The sequence below is a fragment of the Peribacillus sp. TE19612 genome, from assembly GCF_056279465.1.
This window is the reverse complement of the sequence record NZ_JBWCCL010000018.1, coordinates 1-22528: the sequence shown is the minus strand read 5'-3', so window position 1 is coordinate 22528 and position 22528 is coordinate 1. Positions and strand designations below refer to the sequence as shown.

The window sequence follows — 22528 nt, the reverse complement described above, 5'->3', positions numbered from 1 at the left end:
TATACATAAGAAGATAATAAATGGATGGTACCCTTGCGTTATCTCCCGAAAAAAAGTATCTCTTGTGAGGGACTTTTTGATTTGTAAAAGGAATATAAAGCTAAATAAATGTAAGCCGCATTCCTCCGTTGAAAAATGCGGCTGTTTCAAAAATTATTTAAGGGTTTAATACCCTCGATTCCGATCTACCATTCCACTTAAAGGTTGTTCACTTGAAAATCGCCTTAAATTTTCTATGAAAAAGTTGCTCACTTCGTTAATCGTACTTGGCCCTGACAGGTGGGAAGTGATAAACACATTGGGCATGGACCGGAAGGCATGTTCTTTTGGCAACGGTTCTGTCTCAAATACATCAAGGACTGCTCCCTGAAGATGTCCTTTCCGCATGACAGATAGTAAATCCCCTTCATCTATCAATGCTCCACGGCCAACGTTGATAAGGTAAGCGTTGGGTTTCATCGCTAAAAGTAGGTCCTGGTTAATGATATGATAAGTGGAATCCGTTAAAGGAAGCGTCAGGACCAAATAATCCAGATCTTTTACAAATTCACCCCATTGATCTGGAGTAAAGTGGAGATCCACAAGTGTTGCTTGTTTTCCACTAAAGCTTAACCCATGTACATTCATATCAAATGCTTGGGCTTTACGAACAAGTTCAGCGCCAATCGATCCAAGTCCAGCGATCCCGATTGTTTTCCCTTTTAGGGTTTCAGAAATGAAAGGATCCCACCTCCGCTCCAATTGCGATTGTTTCATCCGAGGACCGTCTTTCACTATGTCCAAGAGAAACAAAAATACGTATTCAGAAATGTAAGCACCGAATTGGTCAATAATTCGAGTTATTGTAATGTTTTGAGGTATCGAATTGTCTGCAATCAAATCATTGACCCCTGCTCCAATTGATTGAAACCAGCGAACAGATGAGGCTATTGGTTTACATAGTAATTGTGTAGGGAAATTCCACCCCAAGATAACTTCAGTGCCTGGTAAATATTTTTCTGCTTCCTCCAAAGTTTTCGCTGTCTTCACCGATATAAACCCACTATTGCGGATACGATCAGCATAAGCATCGACCTCTGTCTGAATAGGACTAAATACAAGAATGTTTGGTTTGTGTGTACCCCCCATTGGCTCTCTCCTTATTGATTCTTTATATATAGTATAAATTCTTCCACCTGAGCCGTACATGGATAAAAAAACAGTGCATGTCTTTCGAGTATGCACTGCTTTTTAAAATTTCTCCAGAATCATTAGTTTTATTTATTTAATAAAATGGCTTCTGCGTTACCAGGCTGTAGAGCTGTTTGCAGTGCTCTTTTTTCTTCATCGTTTAAAGGGACCAATGGTAACCGGACGCCTCCAACATTTAACCCCCGCATATTTAATGCTGATTTTACTGGTGCCGGGCTTGGTGCAGCAAATAATGCTTTCATGATTGGAAGAAGTGTACGATGTGTAGCGGCAGCACCATGGACATCACCATTTTTAAAGCTATTGATCATTTCTTGCATTTCATTACCAATTATGTGTGAAGAAACCGAAACGATGCCTGCTCCACCGATGGCTAAAACCGGTAATGTTAACCCATCATCGCCGCTGTATAAAGTAAAGTCACTAGTTGTTTTGCTTATGATTTGTGCCATGGCATCCAAGTCACCACTTGCTTCTTTTACTGCCACGATATTGTTGATTTTTGAGAGGCTAACAATCGTCTCCACTGACATGTTTACAACACTTCGACCTGGAATATTATAAAGCATTACCGGTAATGAAGTGGAATGGGCAATAGCGCTAAAGTGCTGAAATAATCCTTCTTGAGCCGGCTTGTTATAGTATGGGGTAACGAGCATGATTCCGTCGACTCCTGCTGCCTCCGCTTGCCTTGTTAAGCTGATAGAAGCTCTCGTGTTATTTGAGCCGGTTCCTGCTATGACTGGAACTCTTCCATCAACAATTTCCACAACAAATTTGAATAAATCCACTTTCTCTTCTTGAGTTAATGTAGGGGACTCTCCAGTTGTACCAGCTATTACTAATCCATCAGAACCATTAGCAATTAAATAGTTTACTAAAGTTCTCGTAGCATTAAAATCAACCTCATCATTATGATTGAACGGGGTAACCATTGCGGTTAAAACTTGGCCAAAATTCATAACTTCACACCCTTTTGTATAATTTTTAAAAATATTCAGAGGTGGTTAGGGCCATTCAGGGGTAAACGCAAAAAAGCAACAACGAGGATTCGCTGCTGCATTAGAAACAATATTTACCAAGAAAATGTTTCCGCGCATAAGATAGCCCTCCATATAGTTTCCTATATGACAGTCCTGTATTTATTCAATAGCAGAACCAGCTTCAAGAACATGAGATTCTTTCCGCTTCGGCAAATTCCCCTTTCCACAATAGTCATAGGATCTCATTCTCCTCAAAATGTGTACTAATGGTCTTTGCTCCTCTATCCTCACTTCAAAAAAAATTGAAGTAAGAAAATATTTAATTGATTGTAATATAACAGGGAATCCATTCTGTTGCAAGGACAATTTGTTTTATATGTAATCTTTTCTTGTGGACTGGCTTTTGTATCAAGGAAAACCCTAGAGAAATCCTTTTATTCAAGGAATCCGAATGATAGTGGGAATCCATAGGCTGGATTCCTGAAAGATTTGCCATTGAAGCTTCGAGGTGGCGAACTTGGTGATAAAGGCTTAATTGAGTTTGCTAAACGAAACTACTGGTCGTTAAATGGGGAGCAGGTGTGCGAGACTCCTGCGGGAAAAGTGTGTCCAGGGGAGAGACCCCGAAGGCGCACACCCGGACCCCCCGGGGAAAGCGAGCGCCTGGAGGCAACATTCAAAGTATACAAAACCGTAAAAAAACTGTAGACAATTAATTATTCAATTAATTGTCTTTTTTATCCTGCTGAATAGAGAAGAATATGAAGGAGTCATTCAGAACTTCCTGCCCCCCGTCTCCCTTAGGGGAGTTTTTAATTTTTTCCCAATCCTCTATAAAGTCTTAAGCATTAAACATCGGTTGCGTTGTAGCGGGACAAATAGTTTTAACGGAACAAATAGATGAAAGGCTAATAGTGAAATTACCCATTGCTCTGTCAGTAACTATCACTTGTCCGGTAACAGAATCAAAACTGCGCAACTCTACAAATATAGGTTTAAATGGTTCAGCGGTTGTAGTGAATCCAATGATTGAACCTATGGTAGAATTTCTTAAAAACTCACTTATTTGTTGTCGGGTCTGACATGCTTGTCCGATTGGCGAAAATCTTTTTTGTTTATGCCCTTTGTCCTTTGCTTTATCACAGCAGGATGACTTATCACAGCAGGATGACTTATCACAGCAGGATGACTTATCACAGCAGGATGACTTATCACAGCAGGATGACTTATCACAGCAAGATGACTTATCACAGCAGAATGACTTATCACAGCAGGATGATTTATCATGGCTGGATGAATTATGACCGCAGAATGGATTATGACGGCATAAAAAATCATTACTTAAATTCATAAATATCACTCCTTTTTCTACTATATATATGAGATAAAACAAAACATGCTTGTACAAATTTACTAAATTCCCTGCCTTTATCGTATCCGTCCATGAATATTTCTAAGTAATGTTTCGTGAATCGTAACTGTCTATAAGGCAGTTACAAACAGGAATTGTTTTACGTGTTATAGAAAGTCATATTAGGGAGGGATCCATAGATGTCAAACCTTGAAAATGAAGAAATGCTAACAGGAGGGAATGTTTCTGAAGTTTATCGTTCAGGAGATACTGTGCGACGGGAATTAAAGCCTGATAGTCCCAAGATTCATAAGCTATTAAAGCATTTGGAGAATAAAGGTTTCAGTTATGCACCAAAGTTTTTAGGTATTGATGAAAAAGGAAGAGAAATATTATCATTTATTGAAGGAGAAGCTGGTAATTATCCTTTAAAGGAATACATGTGGTCAGATGATGTCTTAATGGAAATAGCGAAAATGCTCCGTCTTTATCATGATTCTGTCAGTGATTTTTCATTTGATGACAGCTGGCAACCGATAGATAACACCCCCCAACAACCTGAGGTGCTATGCCATAATGATTTTGCGATGTACAACATTATTTTTAACCATAAAAAACCAATGGGTATTATTGATTTTGATGTTGCTGGACCTGGTCCAAGACTTTGGGACATAGCTTACACACTTTATACTTGCGTTCCCTTAAGCAGATTTCATCTTTCTGAAGCAGGTGAGAAAGTTTATTACCATTCATTACAGCATGGCACCCGTATAAAACAAAGAGTCAGATTGTTTCTTGAATCTTACGGTGAGGGAATAGAAGCAGACTATTTGGAAATGGTATTGCTGCGATTAGAAGGGTTATGTAAAACAATTACAAGAAAAGCCAGTGAAGGGGACAATGCTTTTCAAAAGATGATAGAGGAAGGGCATCTTGAACATTATCAAAACGATATTAACTTCATTAGGAAACATGGAAAGGATTGGATGTAAGGGTGGATTTTTGTTGAATTAACGGGTGCTTTACTTCAATAAGGGTTTTAATCACAAGAAAAGAATCCATTTCGATCAAACTTTTTTCAAAATGGATTCTTTTTATTTACGTTAATATGTTGTTTCATGAGGATTTTGGTCAATCTTGATTTCAAAACTATACATGGATTTTAATTAGTTCTTTATTTTTATAAATGGATTTCCTGGGCATCTATCAGCACCTATATATTCAACTCTTAGGGGATTTTTCACCTGATAATTATCCTCATGATTCATCGCATCTTTGAAAACTTCATGCCCTTTGCCCTTTCCTGGTTTCTTCAGAAAAGAGAGTACGAGCTACAGAACCATATTCTCATATTTTCTTCATCCGTATCATATCTTTTTGGCGATACATACTTAAAACCAGACCAAACAAGAAGGCGTTGATCATCGCTGATAAAGCACCATAACTCATAAATGGCAGGGATACGCTTATTATTGGTAACAAGCCGAGAGACATTCCGATACTGACAGTTACCTGTGGGTGAATATGGCAAAACTTCCAGAAACAAGCATTTTCCCAAATGGGTCTTTCACCGTTTGGAATATAAGGGAAATTCGCCAGATCATCCATAAAAACAGCAGACCAATGAGCAATGCCCCGGCCCAGCCAAGCGTATAGGTAATGGTTACAAAGATGAAATCCGTCATCATTTCATTAGAAAAATCAAATGCTCCAAGGGAACCAAAATGGCCGAACCATCCGGCATCCTCAATTAGCCTTTCTAGTTTCAAATATATATACCCCGATGTCTCACTGAATTTTTCAGGCGTAACGAAGGCAAAAAGTCTCTCAAATTGATAGGCTCTTATATTTTTCAAGGATATAAGCAGAAGTGAAACACATGTAGTAAGCAGGACCGCTGCAGTGATAAGGATTTTCCTTTTATTTAGTCCGCTCTTCCAGACCATGACAGCGACCATCAATGAATAAAGCGCCACCGCCTGCAAGTTGACTGTAACCATAAACAAAAAGGCGGAACAAATGTATAAAATGGCAGCCAAATAAACATTCATCTTTTTTGATTGCAGCATTCCGGCCCAGGCAAGCAGTAAAAGCGGCAGAACCACAATAGAATCGACCGAAAATAAACCCATAATATTAATACGAGGACTGCCGTTCACTAAAACATTGGAATAATGGAACTGAACAAGAATCAGACATCCTATCGTAAAGAAAGCCCAGCCCCATCTCTGAAGTTTCCGATAATCGAAAAAAAGAAGGACACAGGCCAAAATGACACTTCCTGTGACAGAATATACCTGCTTCAGCACGGAAAAGGAATTACCATTCTTAAATAAGAACCAAAACAAAAACAGACCCGCAGCTGACATGAATAGAAACATGCTCATTAGCTTCCAATCAATCTTCGGCCTGTGCAGCTTGTCCATCTTCTGTCCAATGTCAGCGGGACTTCCCATTTTTCGGACAGCCAGTTCCTCTGCTTCATCTTCTGTATATCCTTTTTTGACCAGTTCAGTTTTAGCTTGATGCAAATGGGCCTTTAATTCAGCTTCTATATATTTTTTTGCTTCTTTTGATCGGATATATGACGAAACCTCATCTAAAAAATGATTGCTTCTCAATCGGTTCCTCCTCCTTCAAACGCTGTCCGCCAACGAGCAGAGGCGGAATCACTTTTAGATTCCTTTTTCTTTAGCCACTTTTTCGCACGTTCATCCAAGGAATAGAGCTTTCTTTCTTCCGTTTCCCAAAAAGACTGGATCCAGCCTTCCTTCTCAAGCTCATGCAAGACAGCATATAAGGAGCCTTCGTTATTTTCAAATTTCCGGATGCCTTTCTGGTAAAGAGATTCGTTAATCTGATAGCCACTTTTCTCATCATCTAATGATCTGAAAATACCAATCAAAATGTCTTCCCTACTCACATCCTGCTTTTCTATAGCAGTATGGATGGAGTGTCTATGGTTTTCCGTGAATTTTAAATCACGAAATGTATGCTTTTTCATAGCCGATTTCAAACGCGCTAATTTATCTTCCATCGGTGGATTCCTCCCAATAGGTTTTTAACCTTCTTTTCGCCTGGCGCATCCTGGTCTTCACCGTTCCAAGTTTGACTCCGGTAATTTCAGAAATTTCCTTGAGCTTCATTTCCTGAAAATAATGGAGATAAATAAGCTCGCGATACTGGATAGGCAGCTCCATAACTGCAACAGCAAGCTGCCTGTCTTCATCCTGCTGAATGACCTCTTCTTCCACATTATCGGAAGAAGTCCATTCCTGCTCTTCTTCCGCAGTTGAAACTTTTCGGAAGTACCAGCTTTTCCTATAATCCTTACAATGGTTAATAGCAATTCTCCAAAGCCACGTCCTTATATTTGATTGTTGGTTATACGTGGGCAGAGCCTTATAGCATTTGATGAAAATCTCCTGTGTCAGGTCCTCTGCAACAACTGCATCTTTTACATAGGAATAGACCAATTGCAGAATATCCTGGCCATAAAGGGACATCATTTCATCAAGTAAGGATTCGTCATCTTTCATTTGAGACCATTTCAACACAAACTCCTCCAAAACAGTTCACACTTCCTTCCCTAGATATATAGACGATAGTACTTATATGAAGGTTTTCTTTTTTTAAAAATTATCCCTTTGTTACTATGGAGTACAACTGAAAATCTTGAAAACATTTTAAGAATCAGAACAGGAATAGTAGAATATATCCTTCCCTGACAAAATCCAATCAGAAAAGTTAAACCGTTTATAAACATGATAAACCGAAATCACTACTTTCTTGAATAGGAGAGAAGGGGTTATTTGTAAGTGAGTCGAAGTTAATAACATTAAGGAGAAAGAATAATTATAAAGAAAGCGGGAGATCTATTGGATACAAAAGAGGTATTGAAGCGATTCGAACAGGTGTCTGCATACTATATTGAAGAGATAAGTAAATATTCGCTGGATGAGTTTACGAGAAAGCCTTCTGAGGATGAATGGTCATTAGGACAAATGTACAATCATTTAATAAAGAGTACCCTTCATCTTCATTTGAAAGCCATTGAGCAATGTGTTAATGGCACTACTTCCGATGGCGGTGAAAAAACAGAAATAGGCGAATCGGTTTTCAAAGAAGGGACGTTTCCTCCAATCAGGTTAAAAGGTCCGGATACACCGGATTTCACACCGCCAAATCCTACAGGCATAGAAGAAGTAAAGGAAGGACTGCTCCAAATCGTTGAGAAAATGCAAGAGATAGAAAGAAAGCTCTCTGACATTCCGGCCAGCCAGAAAGTTCAGCACCGGAGAATGGGATATTTGAATGCAGAGGAATATTTTCAGCTAATCGAAATGCATTTCCGGCACCACTTACGGCAAAAAGAACGTATCGATCAGTTTCTTTTAAAAGTAAGTAAGTAAGTAAGTAAGAGTAACGAAAAAAGCCCAATTTCTCAATTTTAATGCTGAGAAATTGGGCTTTTTAATATTGGAATTTTCCTTAACGTTATAGAACTCCCATGAAAAATAAAAAAGCTCAAAATCCAGAAAAAAACCACAACAAAATAGACCCAGTAAAAACGCTTTTTAAAAAAAGGCTGAGCCTTATGAGTAATCAGATTGAGTTTGGTCAATCGTTAAACAAAAACCTCCAATCAAAGCATATTAAGTAGAGGCTAACGCGACGACCAAAAAAGGATTAATCTCCCATGAGTGCTACCCATAAAGGGCGCGACAGTCGGTGGTACACCGTGGTCGCCGGAGTCAGACTAACGGATGGGCTCAAAGGCACCATAGTTCAACGACCTTCTTCGCCAGCCATTAAAACATTATCGACATAGAGACCAATTTTCATTCTCTGTGGTGAAGCGCTGAATTTTGCGCTTCATGGATGGCTAACGGGGCAGGATAGTTAAGAGTGCTCTTTGCCTTTCTTCAACAAGAAGGATATTTTCTGTTTTTCGAGAATTAGAATGTAAGAATACGGATATTGCAAAATAACAGGAACAAAGGAGGTATGAAATATGAAGATTCACAGAATAGATCATGTAGGTGTAATAGTAAATGATCTCTCTGCTGCTAAAGAGTTTTTTCTCGATTTTGGACTTGAAGTGCAAGGGGAATGGGAAATGGAAGGAGATTTGATGGATAAGATGAGTGGGCTTAATGACGTTAAAGTAGCATGTGTAGGATTGGGGAAGCCAGACGGCCAGGCATGGATAGAGCTAATTAAATTTTATTCGCCGTCAGATGAAAAAGATAGTCAGCAACCTTTTGCAAATACCCTAGGCATCCGGCATATTGCATTTGCTGTTGAAGATATTGAAGCCCTTGTTGCCAAATTGAAAAAGAAAGGTACGGAAATCTTTAGTGAGATACAACAATATGAAGATAGTTATAAGTTATGCTACTGTCGTGGACCAGAGGGAATTATTTTAGAGTTGGCGGAGCAAATCAAATAAATTAAGGGTAATTAATGGTTGTTGTGCTTATGAAATCATGCATAAATGGTAAAAAACGAACAGATGCCAAACTAACATCTGGATATATATGGATATATATATATCACGGAATTGTTTCAATTTGCAACTGAAATTGAATGAATAAATAAGGACTTCTTTATTGCAAAGGGGTTCTTTTTTTGTTCATTTCTCTTGTTGAACTATGGAGGCAGGTTAGTGGAAGAAGGAATTTTCGTGAAGATAGCGAATAATGCATTAAAATGAAACTATAGGTGAATTATTATGAAAACAAATGATTTGCAATATCTTTGCTCAGGGTTAAGAGTCAAATGTGAAAAGGATGTAAATCCATCAGTAAGACGGACGTGCTTAAGCTTTGCGGTTTGGTTGCGTACATATATGGAATTTCCTATAAGGGTTGTTGTATATCTAAAACGGATTATCAACTTAAAACGAGAGATACAAGAGAACTGGCAAGTGCTACTTTTTTTGCACCTTATGATAAAACTGTTGAACCGTACATAAGAATTGCAACAGGTGATTATGAAGAATTAGTTTCAGAAAGAGGAAAAAATGATGCTTTATGGGCAATTTTACGCAGCATGGCTCATGAGATAATCCATTATCAACAATGGCTCGAAGATAAGGAAATGGATGAGAGAGAAGCAGAAAACGAAAGCGAAGAATTATTAGATAGTTACTATGAATTTTTGTGATTGGATATTCTTGTTGAACAAACAGATGCGTTAGCTGAAGATCGGAGCTGTCTTTAAGGCAGCTTTTTCTTATTCAACAAACGAGTTGTTTGATTGAGTGCCGGCTCATGTTATAATGAATAACTTACGAAATTTACTATTTTTGAACGGATGCTAGAAAAGCCTCCGCATAGCGATAAAATATGGAGGTGTAAAAGAATGAATAAACAATGGACGATTGGTCAAATTAAAGAATTTGTTGAGAAGAATTCGGAAAGTAAGTTGCTGACGACGGAATATCACGGTTTTTCTCAAAAGTTACTATTTAAATGTACATGTGGAAGCAACTTTGAAAAGACATTTAAGAAATTTAAAAATAATAACCAACGTAAATGTGATGTGTGTCAACCGCCTAAAGCGACACGATAACGTATACAAAGAAACGAAGTGCTGATTTCTATTAAAGAGAAGTTGGCATTTTTTTTATTGTTAAAGGGGAGTTTAGACGAATATTCCCTAGAACTAACGTGTGCTTTGGCTTAGGAGACAGCTTGAGACTGTAGACACTAGGGGATTTGTCTGAATTTCAAAAAACAAAGTTGATTGGAACGGAAGGTGCGAGGCTCCCGGACCGCCCGCGAAAAGGAGTGCCCTACGTTCCAATCTACGTTCGAGGTTTTATAAACCTAAATAAAAATTGAGACTAACTTGTTCTTCATCGAGTTTGTCTACACTCTGGAGCTGCCATTAAGGCAGCTTTTTCTTTATGCAACTAAAGGCTCAGGGAAGGTGGGAAACATGGTACAATAAATGATGGTCTGTGGAAAGTTTTTCTAATGGCAGTTTAACGAAACGGGATTAGCTAATAGTGAGGTGCGGAATGAAAAGTTCGAAAAAGAGAAAGAAAATATCCGAAAAAATATTAAAGACCCTAAAGGTACCAATAAATAAACATTTACCCTTAACGGAAAATGAAGAAGAAGTTTCCCTTAGGACAAAGGAAGAGATTATAGACAGAATTATTTCATTAGCGATAGTCGCAGCGAAAGCCATGGAGGCCCCGCCAGAAAAAATTGAGGAATTTATTGAAAGGTATAAGGCCAATGAATTATTCACAGAAGAAGAAAAAAAGATTTTATTGAAAAAACATCTGACTCAGAACGAGCTGATCCAGTACTCGTGGAAGTTAGAGTGTATTTGGCTTCTGCTTTGGTCTGTAAATCTAGTATCCGATATAGATGTTCCAGCCGATACGTGTAATGCTGAATATGTTTTTGAGACGGTTTTCCTTCATTCTAAACAAGAGTTGCTTGATAGATCCTCTCTAAAACCAACCAGTGATATATTAGATAGTCTTGATTTTATATATAGAGCACATTGGGCGGTACGTGAAGCTCAAATAAACCATTTGGAAGTTCCATCATCTCTAGATGAAGGCGTTGTATATGAAAGACACTACACTCTTAATTGGCTAGTGAATTATATGGATCAAGAATGGGAGGAAATAAGTACAGATACATAAAAGATCCAACAGGCAGGAAGGTTGCTGAGGCAGCCTTTTTCTTATGGCACTATCAAGGCAGGTTGCCTGAAAAGGGACGAATTACCAGTACAAAAGTTTTGATATTTTGAGATAATCAATAAGCAACAAGTCTTTAATAGAGTGGATTTGTTTAGAAAATATTATACAAGTTTGGGTGGTAAACATTCCATGGGGAATGTACTACTGGGGCTGCCAATCGGAATATGTATTGCAGCCTATATAAGGCAATGCACAGATAAAATCATAAAAAATGATAGGTTCCATAAAATACATAGTTAAATAATTTCTTATTGAACTAAAGGCCGGTTTAGTTGAAGAGGGAGTCGCGACGAGAACTCTTTTTTCCCGTAAAAGAACAGGCATGTTATAGTATAGGAGAACCGGATTTTATAATATCTGTGGTAATCTTAATCATCAAAGGAGTTTATTCATAATGCATGTGCTACAAAAAACACAAAAAATAGTTCGCTATCAGAATCAACAGGGCAATATACATTACGGTATTGTTGAGGATGACATGATATTACAACTGTCTAGCAGTTTTGCTGAACTTGTCAACAAGGAAATAAAGTATGACGGGGTTGAGCTGAAATATAGTGACGTGAAAATCTTGGAACCTGTAAAACCTTCGAAAGTGGTTAATTTCGGCTGGACATATGCAGGTCATGCGAAGGAAACGGGTGGAGAGGCAAACCTTGTTGAACCATTCCTATTTTTAAAGCCATTATCTTCGCTTATTGCAGACAAGGAGAATATTATCCTTCCTCCAAACGAGCTATCCAATCAAGTGGAACTTGAAGGGGAAGTGGCCCTTGTCATTGGAAAGCGCGGAAAAAACATTAAAGAAGAAGATGCGCTTGATTACGTATTCGGCTGCACGATATTTAATGACGTGACAGCAAGAGATCTTACAAAAAAAGATCCACAGTTTACGCGGGGCAAAGGATTTGATACTTTCGGACCTTTGGGACCATGCATCGTTACCGGGGTAGATCCTACAAACTTAAGGATTGTGACCACTTTAAACGGGCGCGTTGTCCAAGACGGAAATACCAATGAAATGTCTCTGAGCATTCCATTTTTGATCAGCTGGCTTTCACAGGTAATGACACTGGAGCCCGGTGATATTTTGGCCACGGGTTCACCATCTGGCAGCTGCATGATCAAGTCGGGGGATGAAGTCGTTGTTGAAGTCGAGAATATCGGTCGGTTATGTAATGGTGTCCAGTAGGATTTGCTGGAATTCTTAATACATTAAAAAAGATCAGAGCTGCCTTTAAGGCAGCTTTTTCTTTAATCAAGCAGCACTTTATTGTATATGAGAATTTTTTTTGGATACGGCTGTATATAGAATCCATCCGTTTCTGACCATTCTCTATATAGGATATCCTCAATTTTTTATAATTCCTCTTCTGAAGCCCTTCCAGCAGCCATTCTTTTGATTTTTTCACGGATTGGAGTTCTTCCTCTTTTATTTGGCCTTCCTCAATTACCAAGATAGAAGGGGCTTCATCTCTAGGGTTGAGGTCAAGCATATCTGGTGTGACGCTTCCTGCCTTAGAATGAAGCTTTACACTGATGTCCCCGCCAGGCTCAAGATATAAATCTCGCACTTCCCGGAGAGTGAACACTCCCTGTTTCCGTAGCATGGTTCGAACCTGTTCAATTTCCAGGTGATTTTTTTTCATTTGTTTTATATCCAATTCGCCATTACGAATAATCAAAGAAGGATGTCCTTTGAGCAACTTTTTCATGCGATCACTTTTTTGAGCGCAAATCTCAATGATATAAACGGAAATCCCCCAAAGGCAAATGGCAAATAGAATCTGCCAGATCGACACTTTTTCATCGTAAAGGCCTTCTTCCAGAATGCCGCCTAATACTAAAGCGTAAATAAAATCAAAAGGGGTCACTTGAGACATTTCTTTTTTTCCAAGAAGTCTTGTCACTGCCAGGAGTCCAGCCAGCCCAATCACCAGCTTCGTTGCTATTTCCAGATAAATCATTTTATCACCTCATCTTTTTTTCCCTTTCTCCCTTTTAACAATCATTTAAACCAAATTGTACCTGGTATTTATTTCACACGGCAGAGTACCGTTTTCTGCAATTCTATTAAATAAGAATACCCAACATCAGAGGCGGTATTGTCCTATTAAATAAAAGAAGACGGTACAGCGAGAATCTATAGAGATTTTCACCGTACCGCCTATTTTTAAATGAACATAAAGTTGTTAACCTGCCTATTCATTACCAATCATTTTTAAAAACAATTTTTCCTATCGCCTTGCCTGACTCCATGTACTCATGAGCTTTTGAGACTTCATCAAAGGTGAACATGTTTGGATCCACAAGCGGGCGCAGCTTACCTTCCTCAACCACTTTGGCAACCTTCTTCAAAATCTCTCCATATTGCTTATGCATGTCCTTATTTAATATCTTCAACAACATAAAGGTAACATGCAGAGAAAGTCCCTTTGAATGCACTGGGGAGAGGTCATGGGTTGAACGGGCTGCAATGGCTGCCACCGTTCCATGTACCGCAGCCGCCTCAAAAGAGCGATCAAGGTTTTCTCCGCCTACCGTGTCAAACACAACGTCAAATCCTTTTCCGGCAGTATATTTTTGTACATAGTCATGAACGCTTTCTTCCCGATAATTGATCGTTACATCTGCCCCAAGGCGCGTGCCAATCTCCAGCTTCTCTTGCGAAGAGGCAGTTGTATAGACTGTTGCGCCTTTCCATTTGGCTAGCTGAATGGCAATGTGGCCTACACCGCCGGTTGCTGCATGGATCAGTATATCTTGACCAGGGACTAGATTTGCCCGATTGAATAATGCTTCCCAAGCGGTAATGGCAACCAGTGGTAAAGCAGCGGCTTCTTCCATCGTCAAATTTTTCGGCTTGTGAGCAAGTAAATCAGCATCTGCAAGCATGAACTCTGCAAGTGCACCGCCAGTCCCTTTAAAACCACCCGCGCATCCAAACACTTCATCGCCAACTTTAAACTCAGTCACTCCTTCACCCACTGCAGATACCAAACCTGCGACATCACCATGTAAAACGGCTGGAAACTCGGGGGCAACGGCTGGAACTGCACCAGCACGGACTTTTGTATCAATAGGATTTACACTTGAAGCCTTGACTTGAATAAGTACATGTCCAGGTTTTAATTCGGGTTTTGAAACCTCTTCAAGCTGAAATACGGATGGATCACCAAAAGATTGAATGATTTGTGCTTTCACTTTAGTCACTCCTATTTATTTTTATGGGGAATTTCTCATTACCTATGCCTATTAAGGATTGCAGGGAATAGGATGAAATGTAAGAATATTTAGTCTTTGTTTGTAAAATCAATGATACTTTATCTAATATAAAATTAAAAGTTACACACATTATTGTTTAATAGAATAAAATTTGTAATATAGTATACTGACTTTATAATTTGAACAGGTGCTTTAAGGGAGTTACTTTGGCAACTCTTTTTTTATGAAACTAAAGGGGCAGATTAGTTGAAGCGTGCCGTTTGACCTTTATTCAACAATTGGGCCAGATGATGAAAAAGGAATTCTGGAATGATTGTAGAATCTGTAGAACAAAGATGGTGGAGGTGTATTAATGGAGTTAAGACCAGTAGAAAAAGAAGAATATAGTTTCATTGAAGACTTTGTATATGAGATATTCAAAAATACCGCTTATTCAAATGGATTAGCAGAAAAAGCTTTGGTAAGAGAGATCCGGAAAAAACCCTATTATATTCCAGAGTTTGATGTAGTGGTTGAGGAAGAAGGGGTGATTATAGGTCACTTTATCCTTTCAAAACTTCCAATTAGTGATAGGTATGAAAATGAAATATTGATGTTATCACCAGTTTCGGTGGCGATTAATAAACAAGGTCAGGGTATTGGTACGTATATGTTGCAGGAAGGTATTAAATTAGCTGCTAAAATGGGGTTTAAGGGAATTATTGTTGAAGGAGATGATCGATACTATCAACGCTTTGGATTTAGAACTTCAACTGAATTCGGAATCTATGCGTCCAAGAAAAATCCTCCACCTTCTGTTGAGAATTTAATGGCTATGGAGTTGTGTGAATATGGGTTGGAAAATATCTCAGGTGAAGTAGATTATTCGATATATACTGCATTGACACATTGACAGTCATATCGATCCTGTACAAATTCAAGATTTTGAGGAAGTTAAGCCATGAATCCTAAAGGGCGCCTCTCTTTAATAAGAATCGTTTTTCTTTATGAACTAACAGGTGCTTACTTCATTACCAGGAGCTGATCAGCAGCTCCTTTTTTGATGCAATAATATGGTGAAATGAGTAAAAAAGGAGGGGCGATATGAAAGTGGTTCTTCAAGCAATTATAGGTTCAATTTCCATTCATATAATCTATTTAGTCATTATGATGTTAGTCGGTTATATAAAAACAAAAAACTATAAACCGGGTTTTGAGAATGCATGGGGGAAAGTAGAAAACCTTCAAAACGGGGTAGAGTTTGTGAGTGTTACGCCCCCTCATTTTTATGTTTTATCATTTTTAGGTGTTTAAGTAATATGTGGAATTGTAATTTTATCGTATGAAAAGTTAATGAACTAACGGGGTATGTTAATTATTGAATGAATTCGTGAAAAAGGCCTTAATGATTAAAGGGGGAGAAAGATGGAAATTCGTTCAGTGAAAGGGTCAGATTACTATGCCATATCGCCGCTAATCAATGAATGGTGGGGCGGAAGGCAAATGTCTGATATGCTACCGAAATTATTCTTTGATCATTTTACAAATACAAGTTTCATAGCCGAAAAGGAAGGGGAAATAGTCGGTTTCCTAATAGGGATTCTATCTCAATCTCAGCCTGATGAGGCATATATTCACTTTGTCGGAGTGCATCCTGTATACAGGAAAAATGATATCGGAAGACAGTTATATAATCAATTTTTCCATGTCGTTCATCAAAATGGCCGTAATGTTGTCCGTTGTGTAACGTCTCCGGTCAACAAATCTTCAATCGCCTATCATACCAAGATGGGATTTGAAATGGAAGAGGGAGATACATTCATTGAGGGTGTTTCAGTCCACTCTTACTATGACGGACATAATCAAGATAGAGTTTTATTCATGAAACAGTTATCAATGAACTAAGGTTGACCAGTAAAAATCCGGTCGCCCTTCTTTTATAGAATCCACTAAGGCAGGACTGTCAGCTAAAGCGGGTTTTATTCATTGCTAAAATGCTGCCTGGAATAGCATATTTCTCTTTAGAACCTCATAATTATCTAATCTGCTCATTGTATGCCCTTCATGATTGACTATTTGTGGTTTACTTCTTCTTAGGCAGCTCTTCTTTTATGGTCCTATAGTGACAGGATAGTTCGACAAGGATAAGATATAATTTGGATTAATATACAAAATTTTAATGAAAATAGAAAGGAAGCATGAATATGACAGAAATGATACCACTGACATCGGAGAATTTGGAGCTATGCATCGAACTCTACATGAACGTTTTTAATCGTGAACCATGGAATGAAAGATGGACCTATGAAACGGCTAAAGAGAGACTTTCCGACTTATTGCATACACCTAAATTTCTTGGGTTTTTATTTCATATTGATCATAAACCAGTTGGTTTCATTGCTGGAAATAGTAAAGTGTCTGATCAAGGTTTAACGTATTATTTGGCAGAAATTTGTGTGAATAATCAAATGCAAGGCAAAGGGCATGGCTCAAAAATGCTTCGAGCCTTAGAAGCTGAACTGCAGAAGAGAGAGATTAAAAGTCTATATCTATTAACGGCCAATGAGGGGCTTGCAGAAGCATTTTATCTGAAAAATGATTATGTTGTAAATGAAGATAGGGTGGTCATGAAGAAAATTTTTTTGAAAAATAGTCAAGGGACGTGATGGGACATTGTCGAAATCTGTAAAGTTGTATCAATTAAGCCGAAAAGTACATAAATGGACTGGATTGATTTTATCCATTTTTTTCATGTTCATCGCAGTAACTGGCCTCGTGCTTGTTTATATGATACCCCTCGGAGTGGCTGATGAGTTAAGGACGGGGAAAGAGGCAAGTCCAGATCAAGCGATACCCATGGAGAAGGTCGTGTCCATTGCTGTGTCTCAGGATCTACCAGGTGCGGATTCGGTTGAAGATATCTTTAGAATCGAATATAGACCAAGTGCAAATGTGTACCAGGTTCGCTTTAATAACGGTCAAGGTGTTCAAATGGATGTGAGTACGGGAAAAGTGTTATCCACAAATCCAGATTACTCGACTTTCCTCATTACTTTACATGATGGAACCTTCTTTGGTGATTGGTATAGATACAGTATCCTCACACTGACGGGTTTATCCTTAATCCTGCTGTCATTTTCCGGGTATTACATGTTCGGGTATCCTCTCTATAAGCGTTTAATGGCGAATAAAAGGAAATCTTAATATGAGGTGGTAATGTGTCTATAAAAGGTTTGAATCACTTTTTATTTTCAGTATCTGATTTAGACAGTTCCATAGAATTTTATCAAAAGGTTTTTGATGCGAAATTATTAGTTAAGGGCCGAACCACAGCCTATTTTGATTTGAATGGAATGTGGATTGCCCTGAATGAAGAAAAAAATATTCCCCGTAATGAAATAAGCCAATCATACACACATATCGCCTTTTCCATAGAAGAAGCCGACTTCATGAACATGTATGAGAAACTGATCGGATTGAATGTAAACATCCTGTCAGGACGTCCAAGAGATGAAAAAGATAAGAAGTCCATTTATTTCACTGATCCAGATGGTCATAAGTTTGAGATTCATACAGGGACTTTACAAAATAGAATAGATTACTACAAACAAGAAAAAGCCCATATGGAGTTTTTCGACTGATAAGTAAGCTATTTTCAAATGAAAAGGGGAATGTTCATGAAAACTATTGGCCTTATTGGCGGCATGAGCTGGGAGTCATCGTTAGAATACTATCGAATCATCAATGAAGAGGTAAAAGCCAAATTGGGAGGATTGCATTCAGCCAAGTGCATTTTATATAGCGTGGACTTTGAGGAAATCGAACGCTGCCAAGCTGAAGGGGATTGGAAAAGCTCCGGCAAATTATTAGGCGATGCAGCTCTGTCTTTGGAAAAGGCAGGTGCCGAAATGATTCTAATTTGTACAAATACGATGCATAAAGTGATTGGATATATTGAAGAAAAAGTCAGTTTACCTATTTTGCACATTGCTGATTCAACGGCAAAACAAATTCGAAAGTCCAAAATCAGTACGGTTGGTTTACTTGGCACTAAATATACGATGGAGCAAGACTTTTATAAAACACGAATTGAGACTAATGGTATCAAGGTCCTGTTACCAAGCGAAGAGGATAGAAAAGTCATCAATAAAGTGATTTATGAAGAATTATGTTTAGGGGAAATTCAACAATCATCAAGGGAATATTACAAAAAGGTCATCAAGGGGTTAGTTGATGATGGAGCGGAAGGAATAATACTAGGCTGCACAGAAATTGGATTACTAGTAAAACCCGAGGATTCCGAAGTGCCATTATTCGATACAGCTGTCATACATGCCATTGAATCCGTCAATATGGCATTGGAAAAATGAATGGATCACATTGTGCTTTAAAAAGGTGATTGCTGCGGTGGCCTTTTTCTTACGGAACTAACGGGGCAGGATAGTTCAAGAGTTCTGTTTGAACTTTGTTCAACAATGGCGCCAGTTTGTTTAGGAACATTTTTTAATAATTTTAAGGTGTCACGAAAAGGTGACACCCTCATTATTTATACAGTTTTCATCATATTTTTTAAAATATCATAAACCAATGGGAAAGTAATGAAACCATCATCTTCTAGAAAATGACCACCCTTTTCAACAGGATAAAATGATGTATCCAATTGTTTTGATAAATTTTGACTTAATTGAAAAGGAACAATATAGTCATCTTTTGCAGAAATAACAGCACGTGAATTAGTTGCAGAAATTATTTTATTATAATCCACTTTTTTAACTGTAAAAGGATTTAGTGAAGGTAAGGATGATAATGGTTCAGAAAAGCCAGAAACAAGAATAAAGCCTCCAAAGCTTGGTAACGGATCTAATTGTTCTAGATAGTTCAATAGTGTGATAGACCCTAAGCTATGTGTTACAAAATAAGTGTTGTTATCTAAATTCTTTATTTTATTAGCTAATGTTTCCAACCATTCTTCTTTCTTGGGGTCAGACGAATTTGGCATGTGAAGAACCAAAACTTGATTATCATCTGCTATTAATTTTTCTTTTAACCATGGGAACCAATGATTGGCTGGTGAAGCTCCGTATCCATGGATAATATATACTTGTTTTCCCATTACTACACTCCCTTTCTTTTTTATAGATACAAAAACAGTATATTACTGACCCAAACCTATATGGTAGGAGAAACACTTGAAGAAGCTGCTATTCTAGCAGTAAGAGAAGAAATGGGCTTAGATGTAGAGATAGATGGTGTTTTTCTGTAAGTGAAGCATTTTTCTAAGAAAGACATCATTTTATTTTCTTTACTTTTAGAGAGAAAATAATCGGTGGAGAAATTAATATTTCAATGCCAGAAGAAATTACTTGGAGGGATTCTCAGAAAGCAGAAGATTACATACATATAACCGATTCAAAGGGATTAATAAAAAGTAAATCATCAGTAATATATTTACTTAGAAAAAGAGTTATTCGTAAGTCCTAATTATTTTTTTATGAAACGGGTACTTTTATTTAATAATTATTGCTGATCTACCACAATCGGGTGCGATTCTTTAATATGAAATGCTTTTCTTAATGAACTAACGGGGTAGGATAGTTCTACAAGCACAGTGTATTCGTACTCGCAGTAACCAATTAACCTGTTATAATAAAATTAGAATTATAATAAAAATCAAATTGGTGTTGTATAGGTTGAATAAAATTCCTTTTACATCTCTCCAAAATATTTTTAGGTTTTATCTTTCTTATTGCAGGTCTAAACGGTTATTTTGTCATTTTTGACTTTGAACCATTTATTGCTACTAGCCCTGAAGCAATGGCATTATTCAAATTTGAATATCTGTTAATATTTGAAAAGTTTTTAGAAATCGTTTGTGGAGTTTGACTTTTAAGTAATCGATTTGTCCCATTAGCACTTGCAATATTGTCTCCAATTGTAGCCAACATTTTTTTACTTCATTTGTTCCTTGATCATTCGTTACTTGTTTTAGCAGTAATACTTGTAATCATGTATAGTTATTTGTTGTTTTGTTACAGAAAAAGCTTTAAAAGTATTTTGGAGAAAAAGCCTTCTAAATTAATACTTCTTTGTGTTACACATTTTGTGTATGATCTTCGTTATATTTTCTTCGTACTGTGAATAACTGCATCCAACCTAATTTAGTTACATAGTAACGCATTTTTTCGATATGGATATTAAACAGCTTTTCGTATTTACTGCCATTTTGAAACTGAATACTTCACCTTGATACTTTTTTGAAATTTTCCGATGCCGATAATATCTCCCTTTATAAAACCATTTCATCAAATTACCTTCCTTCACAGTCTGTGTAACTCTGCGATAAGTCTTAATGAACTAACGGGTGCTTTACATTAATAAAAGGGTTGCTGTGGCAGCTAATAGAAGGGAGACTAAGACGATATGTCCTTAGACCACATTAAAACAATGTTAGAAACCTTAAAACAGTATAATAACTGTGATATAACATTAACTTTCAAAAACAAAAATAGTATACCGTTATTGTCTGTATGCTATGACAATAATTGTTATGAACTAACACATTTGGATACACAAATTATCGAAACCTGTGACGATATAGAATCTACTATCTCAGCTATTGATAAAGTTATGCAAGATAGTTCTAAAAAAACCTCTAATTAATAGAGGTTTTTTTTGTAGCTCTCTTCTTCAACTAACGGGTGCGGTAGCTTAAAATTGGAGCTGTTTTAGGGCAGCTCTTTCTTTATGCTACTAACCGGGCATTTTAGTTGAAGATCAAAACGAATTGATTGGTGTTGATTTAAATACTAAATACCCTCACTATAGTTTTTATACCGAGATGTAACTGCTAGGCAGGAACAAATTTTTAGACAGTTGGTCAGAATATAGCCAATTAAAAAAAGAGTCGGCAAAGCGACCCACCTCTAGGATTTTCCGTGTTTAACTTAATAAGTATTTATTCAATGCTTGTTGTAAAGTACCCAATGTTTTTGCTTTTTCATTTAATCTTATTCCTACGTTTATCATTTTTCTAACCACTTCAGCTCTTAACCCGGTGATCACAGTGGTACATCCCATTAATGAAGTGCCGTCAATAATCTTCATTAAATGATCAATTACTTCAACCTCCATTTCCATAATTCCAGATAAGTCCATAATCAATGTTTGAATACGTAATTTCCCAATCTCTGTTAAAACTTTTTCCTCGAGAATATTCGTTCGGTAAAGATCAACCGCACCAATTAAAGGCAAAATACATATAGTGGGTGTTATTGGTATTATTGGCACCGAAAGATTTTCAACCAATTCTTTTTGAGCCATTATCAATGAATCTTTGTATTGAGAATAGGTGATAAAAAAAACATTTAAAAACCTGTCTACTTGATTATTTACTTGTTTTTCTACCGAAAAAAATTCTTCAGTTAAAGCCTTATTTGTTACCTCGTTAAATTCTTGTAGGAACTTCCACAAGGTTCTTCGAATGGCTTGCACCCACTCTAATTTGAAATATAATGGTATTGAGTGTGTGGCCCAAGCTATTCCTTCTTGTTTAGCAAATGTTTGAAGTTCTTGTTCTTTACCCTCAATAATGTATTGAATCAGAATATGGGCATTATTTATCAGGTCAATATTACCAATCGTTAAAATTTCCTCGATTTTTTCTTTCACATTATATGCTTCGTTTAATAATGAATCTTCAAAATCCGCTTTATTTTCTTGGATGAATTCCAGAAATTTATATGTATCTAGTGACCCCTTCATAATCTAATCCTCCTATTTTTTATATGCCAAAATTACTATTACCCGGTTCTTTTAATTACTAAACACGTTTACACCATAAGCTTCTAATTTAAAGGGAAAATGGATGTATTTTTGTTAATTAATATTGTGAAGATTTCCAATTAAACTATTGGGTCGTGCGTTAGCTGAAGATTGGAGTTGTCTTTAAGGCAACTATTTCTTATGCAACTATCGGGGCAGCATTCCTGTAATAACTGAAAATGAGGTTTGAACGAAAAAAGACCTCTTGATAAGATGAATGTGTCCTGAGCTGGCCAGCTAAAAAGGACA

Annotated in this window: 24 protein-coding genes, 1 pseudogene and 1 riboswitch; of the genes and pseudogenes, 15 read left to right on the top strand and 10 right to left on the bottom strand. The window is 37.4% G+C overall.

The features are described from left to right. Window positions 1-165: 165 nt before the first annotated feature. Both ACZ9AO_RS23495 and dapA read right to left on the bottom strand, forming a co-directional pair. Window positions 166-1128 carry a D-2-hydroxyacid dehydrogenase gene (locus tag ACZ9AO_RS23495; RefSeq protein WP_476110743.1) on the bottom strand — a complete coding sequence of 321 codons (963 nt, stop codon included), beginning with the start codon at window positions 1126-1128 and terminating at the stop codon, window positions 166-168. A gap of 128 nt (window positions 1129-1256) precedes the next feature. After that, window positions 1257-2153, bottom strand: a complete 897-nt coding sequence (gene dapA / locus ACZ9AO_RS23490; protein WP_476110741.1) for a 4-hydroxy-tetrahydrodipicolinate synthase — start codon at window positions 2151-2153, stop codon at window positions 1257-1259. Window positions 2154-2287: 134 nt separating this feature from the next. Further along, window positions 2288-2466, bottom strand: a riboswitch (Lysine riboswitch). Window positions 2467-3298: 832 nt separating this feature from the next. Between dapA and ACZ9AO_RS23485 the strand changes: the two genes are divergently transcribed. Together ACZ9AO_RS23485 and ACZ9AO_RS23480 are read left to right on the top strand one after the other, a co-directional pair. Next, window positions 3299-3478 (top strand): hypothetical protein, encoded by a 180-nt coding sequence (locus ACZ9AO_RS23485; protein ID WP_476110739.1) that lies wholly within the window; start codon window positions 3299-3301, stop codon window positions 3476-3478. 247 nt (window positions 3479-3725) lie between these two features. Beyond that, window positions 3726-4517, top strand: coding sequence for a phosphotransferase (locus ACZ9AO_RS23480; RefSeq protein ID WP_476110737.1), 792 nt, complete (start codon window positions 3726-3728; stop codon window positions 4515-4517). Window positions 4518-4872: 355 nt separating this feature from the next. On the opposite strand, the pseudogene ACZ9AO_RS23475 reads toward ACZ9AO_RS23480, so the two are convergent. From ACZ9AO_RS23475 to ACZ9AO_RS23465, 3 genes and pseudogenes are all read right to left on the bottom strand, one after another. Next, window positions 4873-6146, bottom strand: a pseudogene (locus ACZ9AO_RS23475) (FtsW/RodA/SpoVE family cell cycle protein). Then, on the bottom strand, window positions 6143-6562 hold the full coding sequence (locus tag ACZ9AO_RS23470) for a PadR family transcriptional regulator (protein ID WP_476110735.1): 420 nt from the start codon (window positions 6560-6562) through the stop codon (window positions 6143-6145). The pseudogene ACZ9AO_RS23475 and the gene ACZ9AO_RS23470 overlap by 4 nt, the downstream one beginning before the upstream one ends. Further along, window positions 6552-7094, bottom strand: coding sequence for a sigma-70 family RNA polymerase sigma factor (locus tag ACZ9AO_RS23465; RefSeq protein ID WP_063575061.1), 543 nt, complete (start codon window positions 7092-7094; stop codon window positions 6552-6554). The genes ACZ9AO_RS23470 and ACZ9AO_RS23465 overlap by 11 nt, the downstream gene beginning before the upstream one ends. A 309-nt stretch (window positions 7095-7403) precedes the next feature. Here ACZ9AO_RS23465 and ACZ9AO_RS23460 point away from each other — a divergent pair, with 309 nt between their 5' ends. The 6 genes from ACZ9AO_RS23460 (at window position 7404) to ACZ9AO_RS23435 (ending at window position 12446) form a co-directional block, all read left to right on the top strand. After that, window positions 7404-7937, top strand: a complete 534-nt coding sequence (locus ACZ9AO_RS23460) for a DinB family protein (RefSeq protein WP_476110732.1) — start codon at window positions 7404-7406, stop codon at window positions 7935-7937. A gap of 602 nt (window positions 7938-8539) precedes the next feature. Then, a complete protein-coding gene (locus ACZ9AO_RS23455; protein WP_476110730.1) occupies window positions 8540-8977 on the top strand; it encodes a VOC family protein in 438 nt (145 codons plus the stop codon). Between the two features lie 365 nt (window positions 8978-9342). Next, window positions 9343-9693 (top strand): hypothetical protein, encoded by a 351-nt coding sequence (locus ACZ9AO_RS23450; RefSeq protein WP_476110728.1) that lies wholly within the window; start codon window positions 9343-9345, stop codon window positions 9691-9693. A gap of 198 nt (window positions 9694-9891) precedes the next feature. Continuing rightward, window positions 9892-10101: a hypothetical protein gene (locus ACZ9AO_RS23445; protein ID WP_034304456.1), complete on the top strand. Its 210-nt coding sequence runs from the start codon at window positions 9892-9894 to the stop codon at window positions 10099-10101. A gap of 451 nt (window positions 10102-10552) precedes the next feature. Then, window positions 10553-11194, top strand: coding sequence for a DUF4272 domain-containing protein (locus ACZ9AO_RS23440; RefSeq protein ID WP_476110726.1), 642 nt, complete (start codon window positions 10553-10555; stop codon window positions 11192-11194). Between the two features lie 454 nt (window positions 11195-11648). Continuing rightward, entirely contained in the window at window positions 11649-12446 is a 798-nt protein-coding gene (locus ACZ9AO_RS23435; RefSeq protein WP_034304454.1) for a fumarylacetoacetate hydrolase family protein, read from the top strand. Here ACZ9AO_RS23435 and ACZ9AO_RS23430 read toward each other — a convergent pair. Both ACZ9AO_RS23430 and ACZ9AO_RS23425 read right to left on the bottom strand, forming a co-directional pair. Next, window positions 12379-13221, bottom strand: coding sequence for a DUF421 domain-containing protein (locus ACZ9AO_RS23430; RefSeq protein ID WP_476110723.1), 843 nt, complete (start codon window positions 13219-13221; stop codon window positions 12379-12381). The two genes, ACZ9AO_RS23435 and ACZ9AO_RS23430, sit on opposite strands and share 68 nt — an antisense overlap. 241 nt (window positions 13222-13462) lie before the next feature. Then, window positions 13463-14458 carry a zinc-dependent alcohol dehydrogenase family protein gene (locus tag ACZ9AO_RS23425; protein WP_476110721.1) on the bottom strand — a complete coding sequence of 332 codons (996 nt, stop codon included), beginning with the start codon at window positions 14456-14458 and terminating at the stop codon, window positions 13463-13465. Window positions 14459-14831: 373 nt separating this feature from the next. Between ACZ9AO_RS23425 and ACZ9AO_RS23420 the strand changes: the two genes are divergently transcribed. From ACZ9AO_RS23420 to ACZ9AO_RS23390, 7 genes are all read left to right on the top strand, one after another. Then, window positions 14832-15371 carry a GNAT family N-acetyltransferase gene (locus tag ACZ9AO_RS23420; protein WP_476110719.1) on the top strand — a complete coding sequence of 180 codons (540 nt, stop codon included), beginning with the start codon at window positions 14832-14834 and terminating at the stop codon, window positions 15369-15371. Between the two features lie 191 nt (window positions 15372-15562). Further along, the gene (locus ACZ9AO_RS23415; protein ID WP_476110717.1) at window positions 15563-15772 is read left to right on the top strand and encodes a hypothetical protein; all 210 of its coding nucleotides are present in this window, start codon (window positions 15563-15565) and stop codon (window positions 15770-15772) included. 111 nt (window positions 15773-15883) lie between these two features. Then, on the top strand, window positions 15884-16363 hold the full coding sequence (locus ACZ9AO_RS23410) for an N-acetyltransferase family protein (RefSeq protein ID WP_476110715.1): 480 nt from the start codon (window positions 15884-15886) through the stop codon (window positions 16361-16363). 299 nt (window positions 16364-16662) lie between these two features. Continuing rightward, window positions 16663-17124 carry a GNAT family N-acetyltransferase gene (locus ACZ9AO_RS23405; protein ID WP_476110713.1) on the top strand — a complete coding sequence of 154 codons (462 nt, stop codon included), beginning with the start codon at window positions 16663-16665 and terminating at the stop codon, window positions 17122-17124. Window positions 17125-17131: 7 nt separating this feature from the next. Next, window positions 17132-17662 carry a PepSY-associated TM helix domain-containing protein gene (locus ACZ9AO_RS23400; RefSeq protein WP_251544358.1) on the top strand — a complete coding sequence of 177 codons (531 nt, stop codon included), beginning with the start codon at window positions 17132-17134 and terminating at the stop codon, window positions 17660-17662. A 14-nt stretch (window positions 17663-17676) separates the two neighbouring features. Further along, window positions 17677-18099: a FosM family fosfomycin resistance protein gene (gene fosM / locus ACZ9AO_RS23395; protein WP_476110711.1), complete on the top strand. Its 423-nt coding sequence runs from the start codon at window positions 17677-17679 to the stop codon at window positions 18097-18099. Between the two features lie 36 nt (window positions 18100-18135). Beyond that, window positions 18136-18828, top strand: a complete 693-nt coding sequence (locus tag ACZ9AO_RS23390) for an aspartate/glutamate racemase family protein (RefSeq protein WP_251544354.1) — start codon at window positions 18136-18138, stop codon at window positions 18826-18828. 176 nt (window positions 18829-19004) lie between these two features. On the opposite strand, the gene ACZ9AO_RS23385 is transcribed toward ACZ9AO_RS23390, so the two are convergent. From ACZ9AO_RS23385 to ACZ9AO_RS23375, 3 genes are all read right to left on the bottom strand, one after another. After that, window positions 19005-19571 carry an RBBP9/YdeN family alpha/beta hydrolase gene (locus ACZ9AO_RS23385; RefSeq protein WP_072273599.1) on the bottom strand — a complete coding sequence of 189 codons (567 nt, stop codon included), beginning with the start codon at window positions 19569-19571 and terminating at the stop codon, window positions 19005-19007. A gap of 649 nt (window positions 19572-20220) precedes the next feature. Further along, window positions 20221-20403 carry a hypothetical protein gene (locus ACZ9AO_RS23380; protein WP_476110708.1) on the bottom strand — a complete coding sequence of 61 codons (183 nt, stop codon included), beginning with the start codon at window positions 20401-20403 and terminating at the stop codon, window positions 20221-20223. 994 nt (window positions 20404-21397) lie between these two features. Further along, window positions 21398-22219 carry an STAS domain-containing protein gene (locus tag ACZ9AO_RS23375; protein WP_251543915.1) on the bottom strand — a complete coding sequence of 274 codons (822 nt, stop codon included), beginning with the start codon at window positions 22217-22219 and terminating at the stop codon, window positions 21398-21400. Window positions 22220-22528 lie beyond the last annotated feature (309 nt).

Excerpts from the sequence above, each read along its gene's own strand:
- ACZ9AO_RS23495 (WP_476110743.1), bottom strand. The coding sequence starts at position 1,128 with ATGGGGGGTACACACAAACCAAACATTCTTGTATTTAGTCCTATTCAG.
- dapA (WP_476110741.1), bottom strand. The coding sequence starts at position 2,153 with ATGAATTTTGGCCAAGTTTTAACCGCAATGGTTACCCCGTTCAATCAT.
- ACZ9AO_RS23480 (WP_476110737.1), top strand. The coding sequence starts at position 3,726 with ATGTCAAACCTTGAAAATGAAGAAATGCTAACAGGAGGGAATGTTTCT.
- ACZ9AO_RS23470 (WP_476110735.1), bottom strand. The coding sequence starts at position 6,562 with ATGGAAGATAAATTAGCGCGTTTGAAATCGGCTATGAAAAAGCATACA.
- ACZ9AO_RS23455 (WP_476110730.1), top strand. The coding sequence starts at position 8,540 with ATGAAGATTCACAGAATAGATCATGTAGGTGTAATAGTAAATGATCTC.
- ACZ9AO_RS23445 (WP_034304456.1), top strand. The coding sequence starts at position 9,892 with ATGAATAAACAATGGACGATTGGTCAAATTAAAGAATTTGTTGAGAAG.
- ACZ9AO_RS23440 (WP_476110726.1), top strand. The coding sequence starts at position 10,553 with ATGAAAAGTTCGAAAAAGAGAAAGAAAATATCCGAAAAAATATTAAAG.
- ACZ9AO_RS23435 (WP_034304454.1), top strand. The coding sequence starts at position 11,649 with ATGCATGTGCTACAAAAAACACAAAAAATAGTTCGCTATCAGAATCAA.
- ACZ9AO_RS23430 (WP_476110723.1), bottom strand. The coding sequence starts at position 13,221 with ATGATTTATCTGGAAATAGCAACGAAGCTGGTGATTGGGCTGGCTGGA.
- ACZ9AO_RS23420 (WP_476110719.1), top strand. The coding sequence starts at position 14,832 with ATGGAGTTAAGACCAGTAGAAAAAGAAGAATATAGTTTCATTGAAGAC.
- ACZ9AO_RS23415 (WP_476110717.1), top strand. The coding sequence starts at position 15,563 with ATGAAAGTGGTTCTTCAAGCAATTATAGGTTCAATTTCCATTCATATA.
- ACZ9AO_RS23410 (WP_476110715.1), top strand. The coding sequence starts at position 15,884 with ATGGAAATTCGTTCAGTGAAAGGGTCAGATTACTATGCCATATCGCCG.
- ACZ9AO_RS23405 (WP_476110713.1), top strand. The coding sequence starts at position 16,663 with ATGACAGAAATGATACCACTGACATCGGAGAATTTGGAGCTATGCATC.
- ACZ9AO_RS23390 (WP_251544354.1), top strand. The coding sequence starts at position 18,136 with ATGAAAACTATTGGCCTTATTGGCGGCATGAGCTGGGAGTCATCGTTA.
- ACZ9AO_RS23385 (WP_072273599.1), bottom strand. The coding sequence starts at position 19,571 with ATGGGAAAACAAGTATATATTATCCATGGATACGGAGCTTCACCAGCC.
- ACZ9AO_RS23380 (WP_476110708.1), bottom strand. The coding sequence starts at position 20,403 with ATGTTGGCTACAATTGGAGACAATATTGCAAGTGCTAATGGGACAAAT.
- ACZ9AO_RS23375 (WP_251543915.1), bottom strand. The coding sequence starts at position 22,219 with ATGAAGGGGTCACTAGATACATATAAATTTCTGGAATTCATCCAAGAA.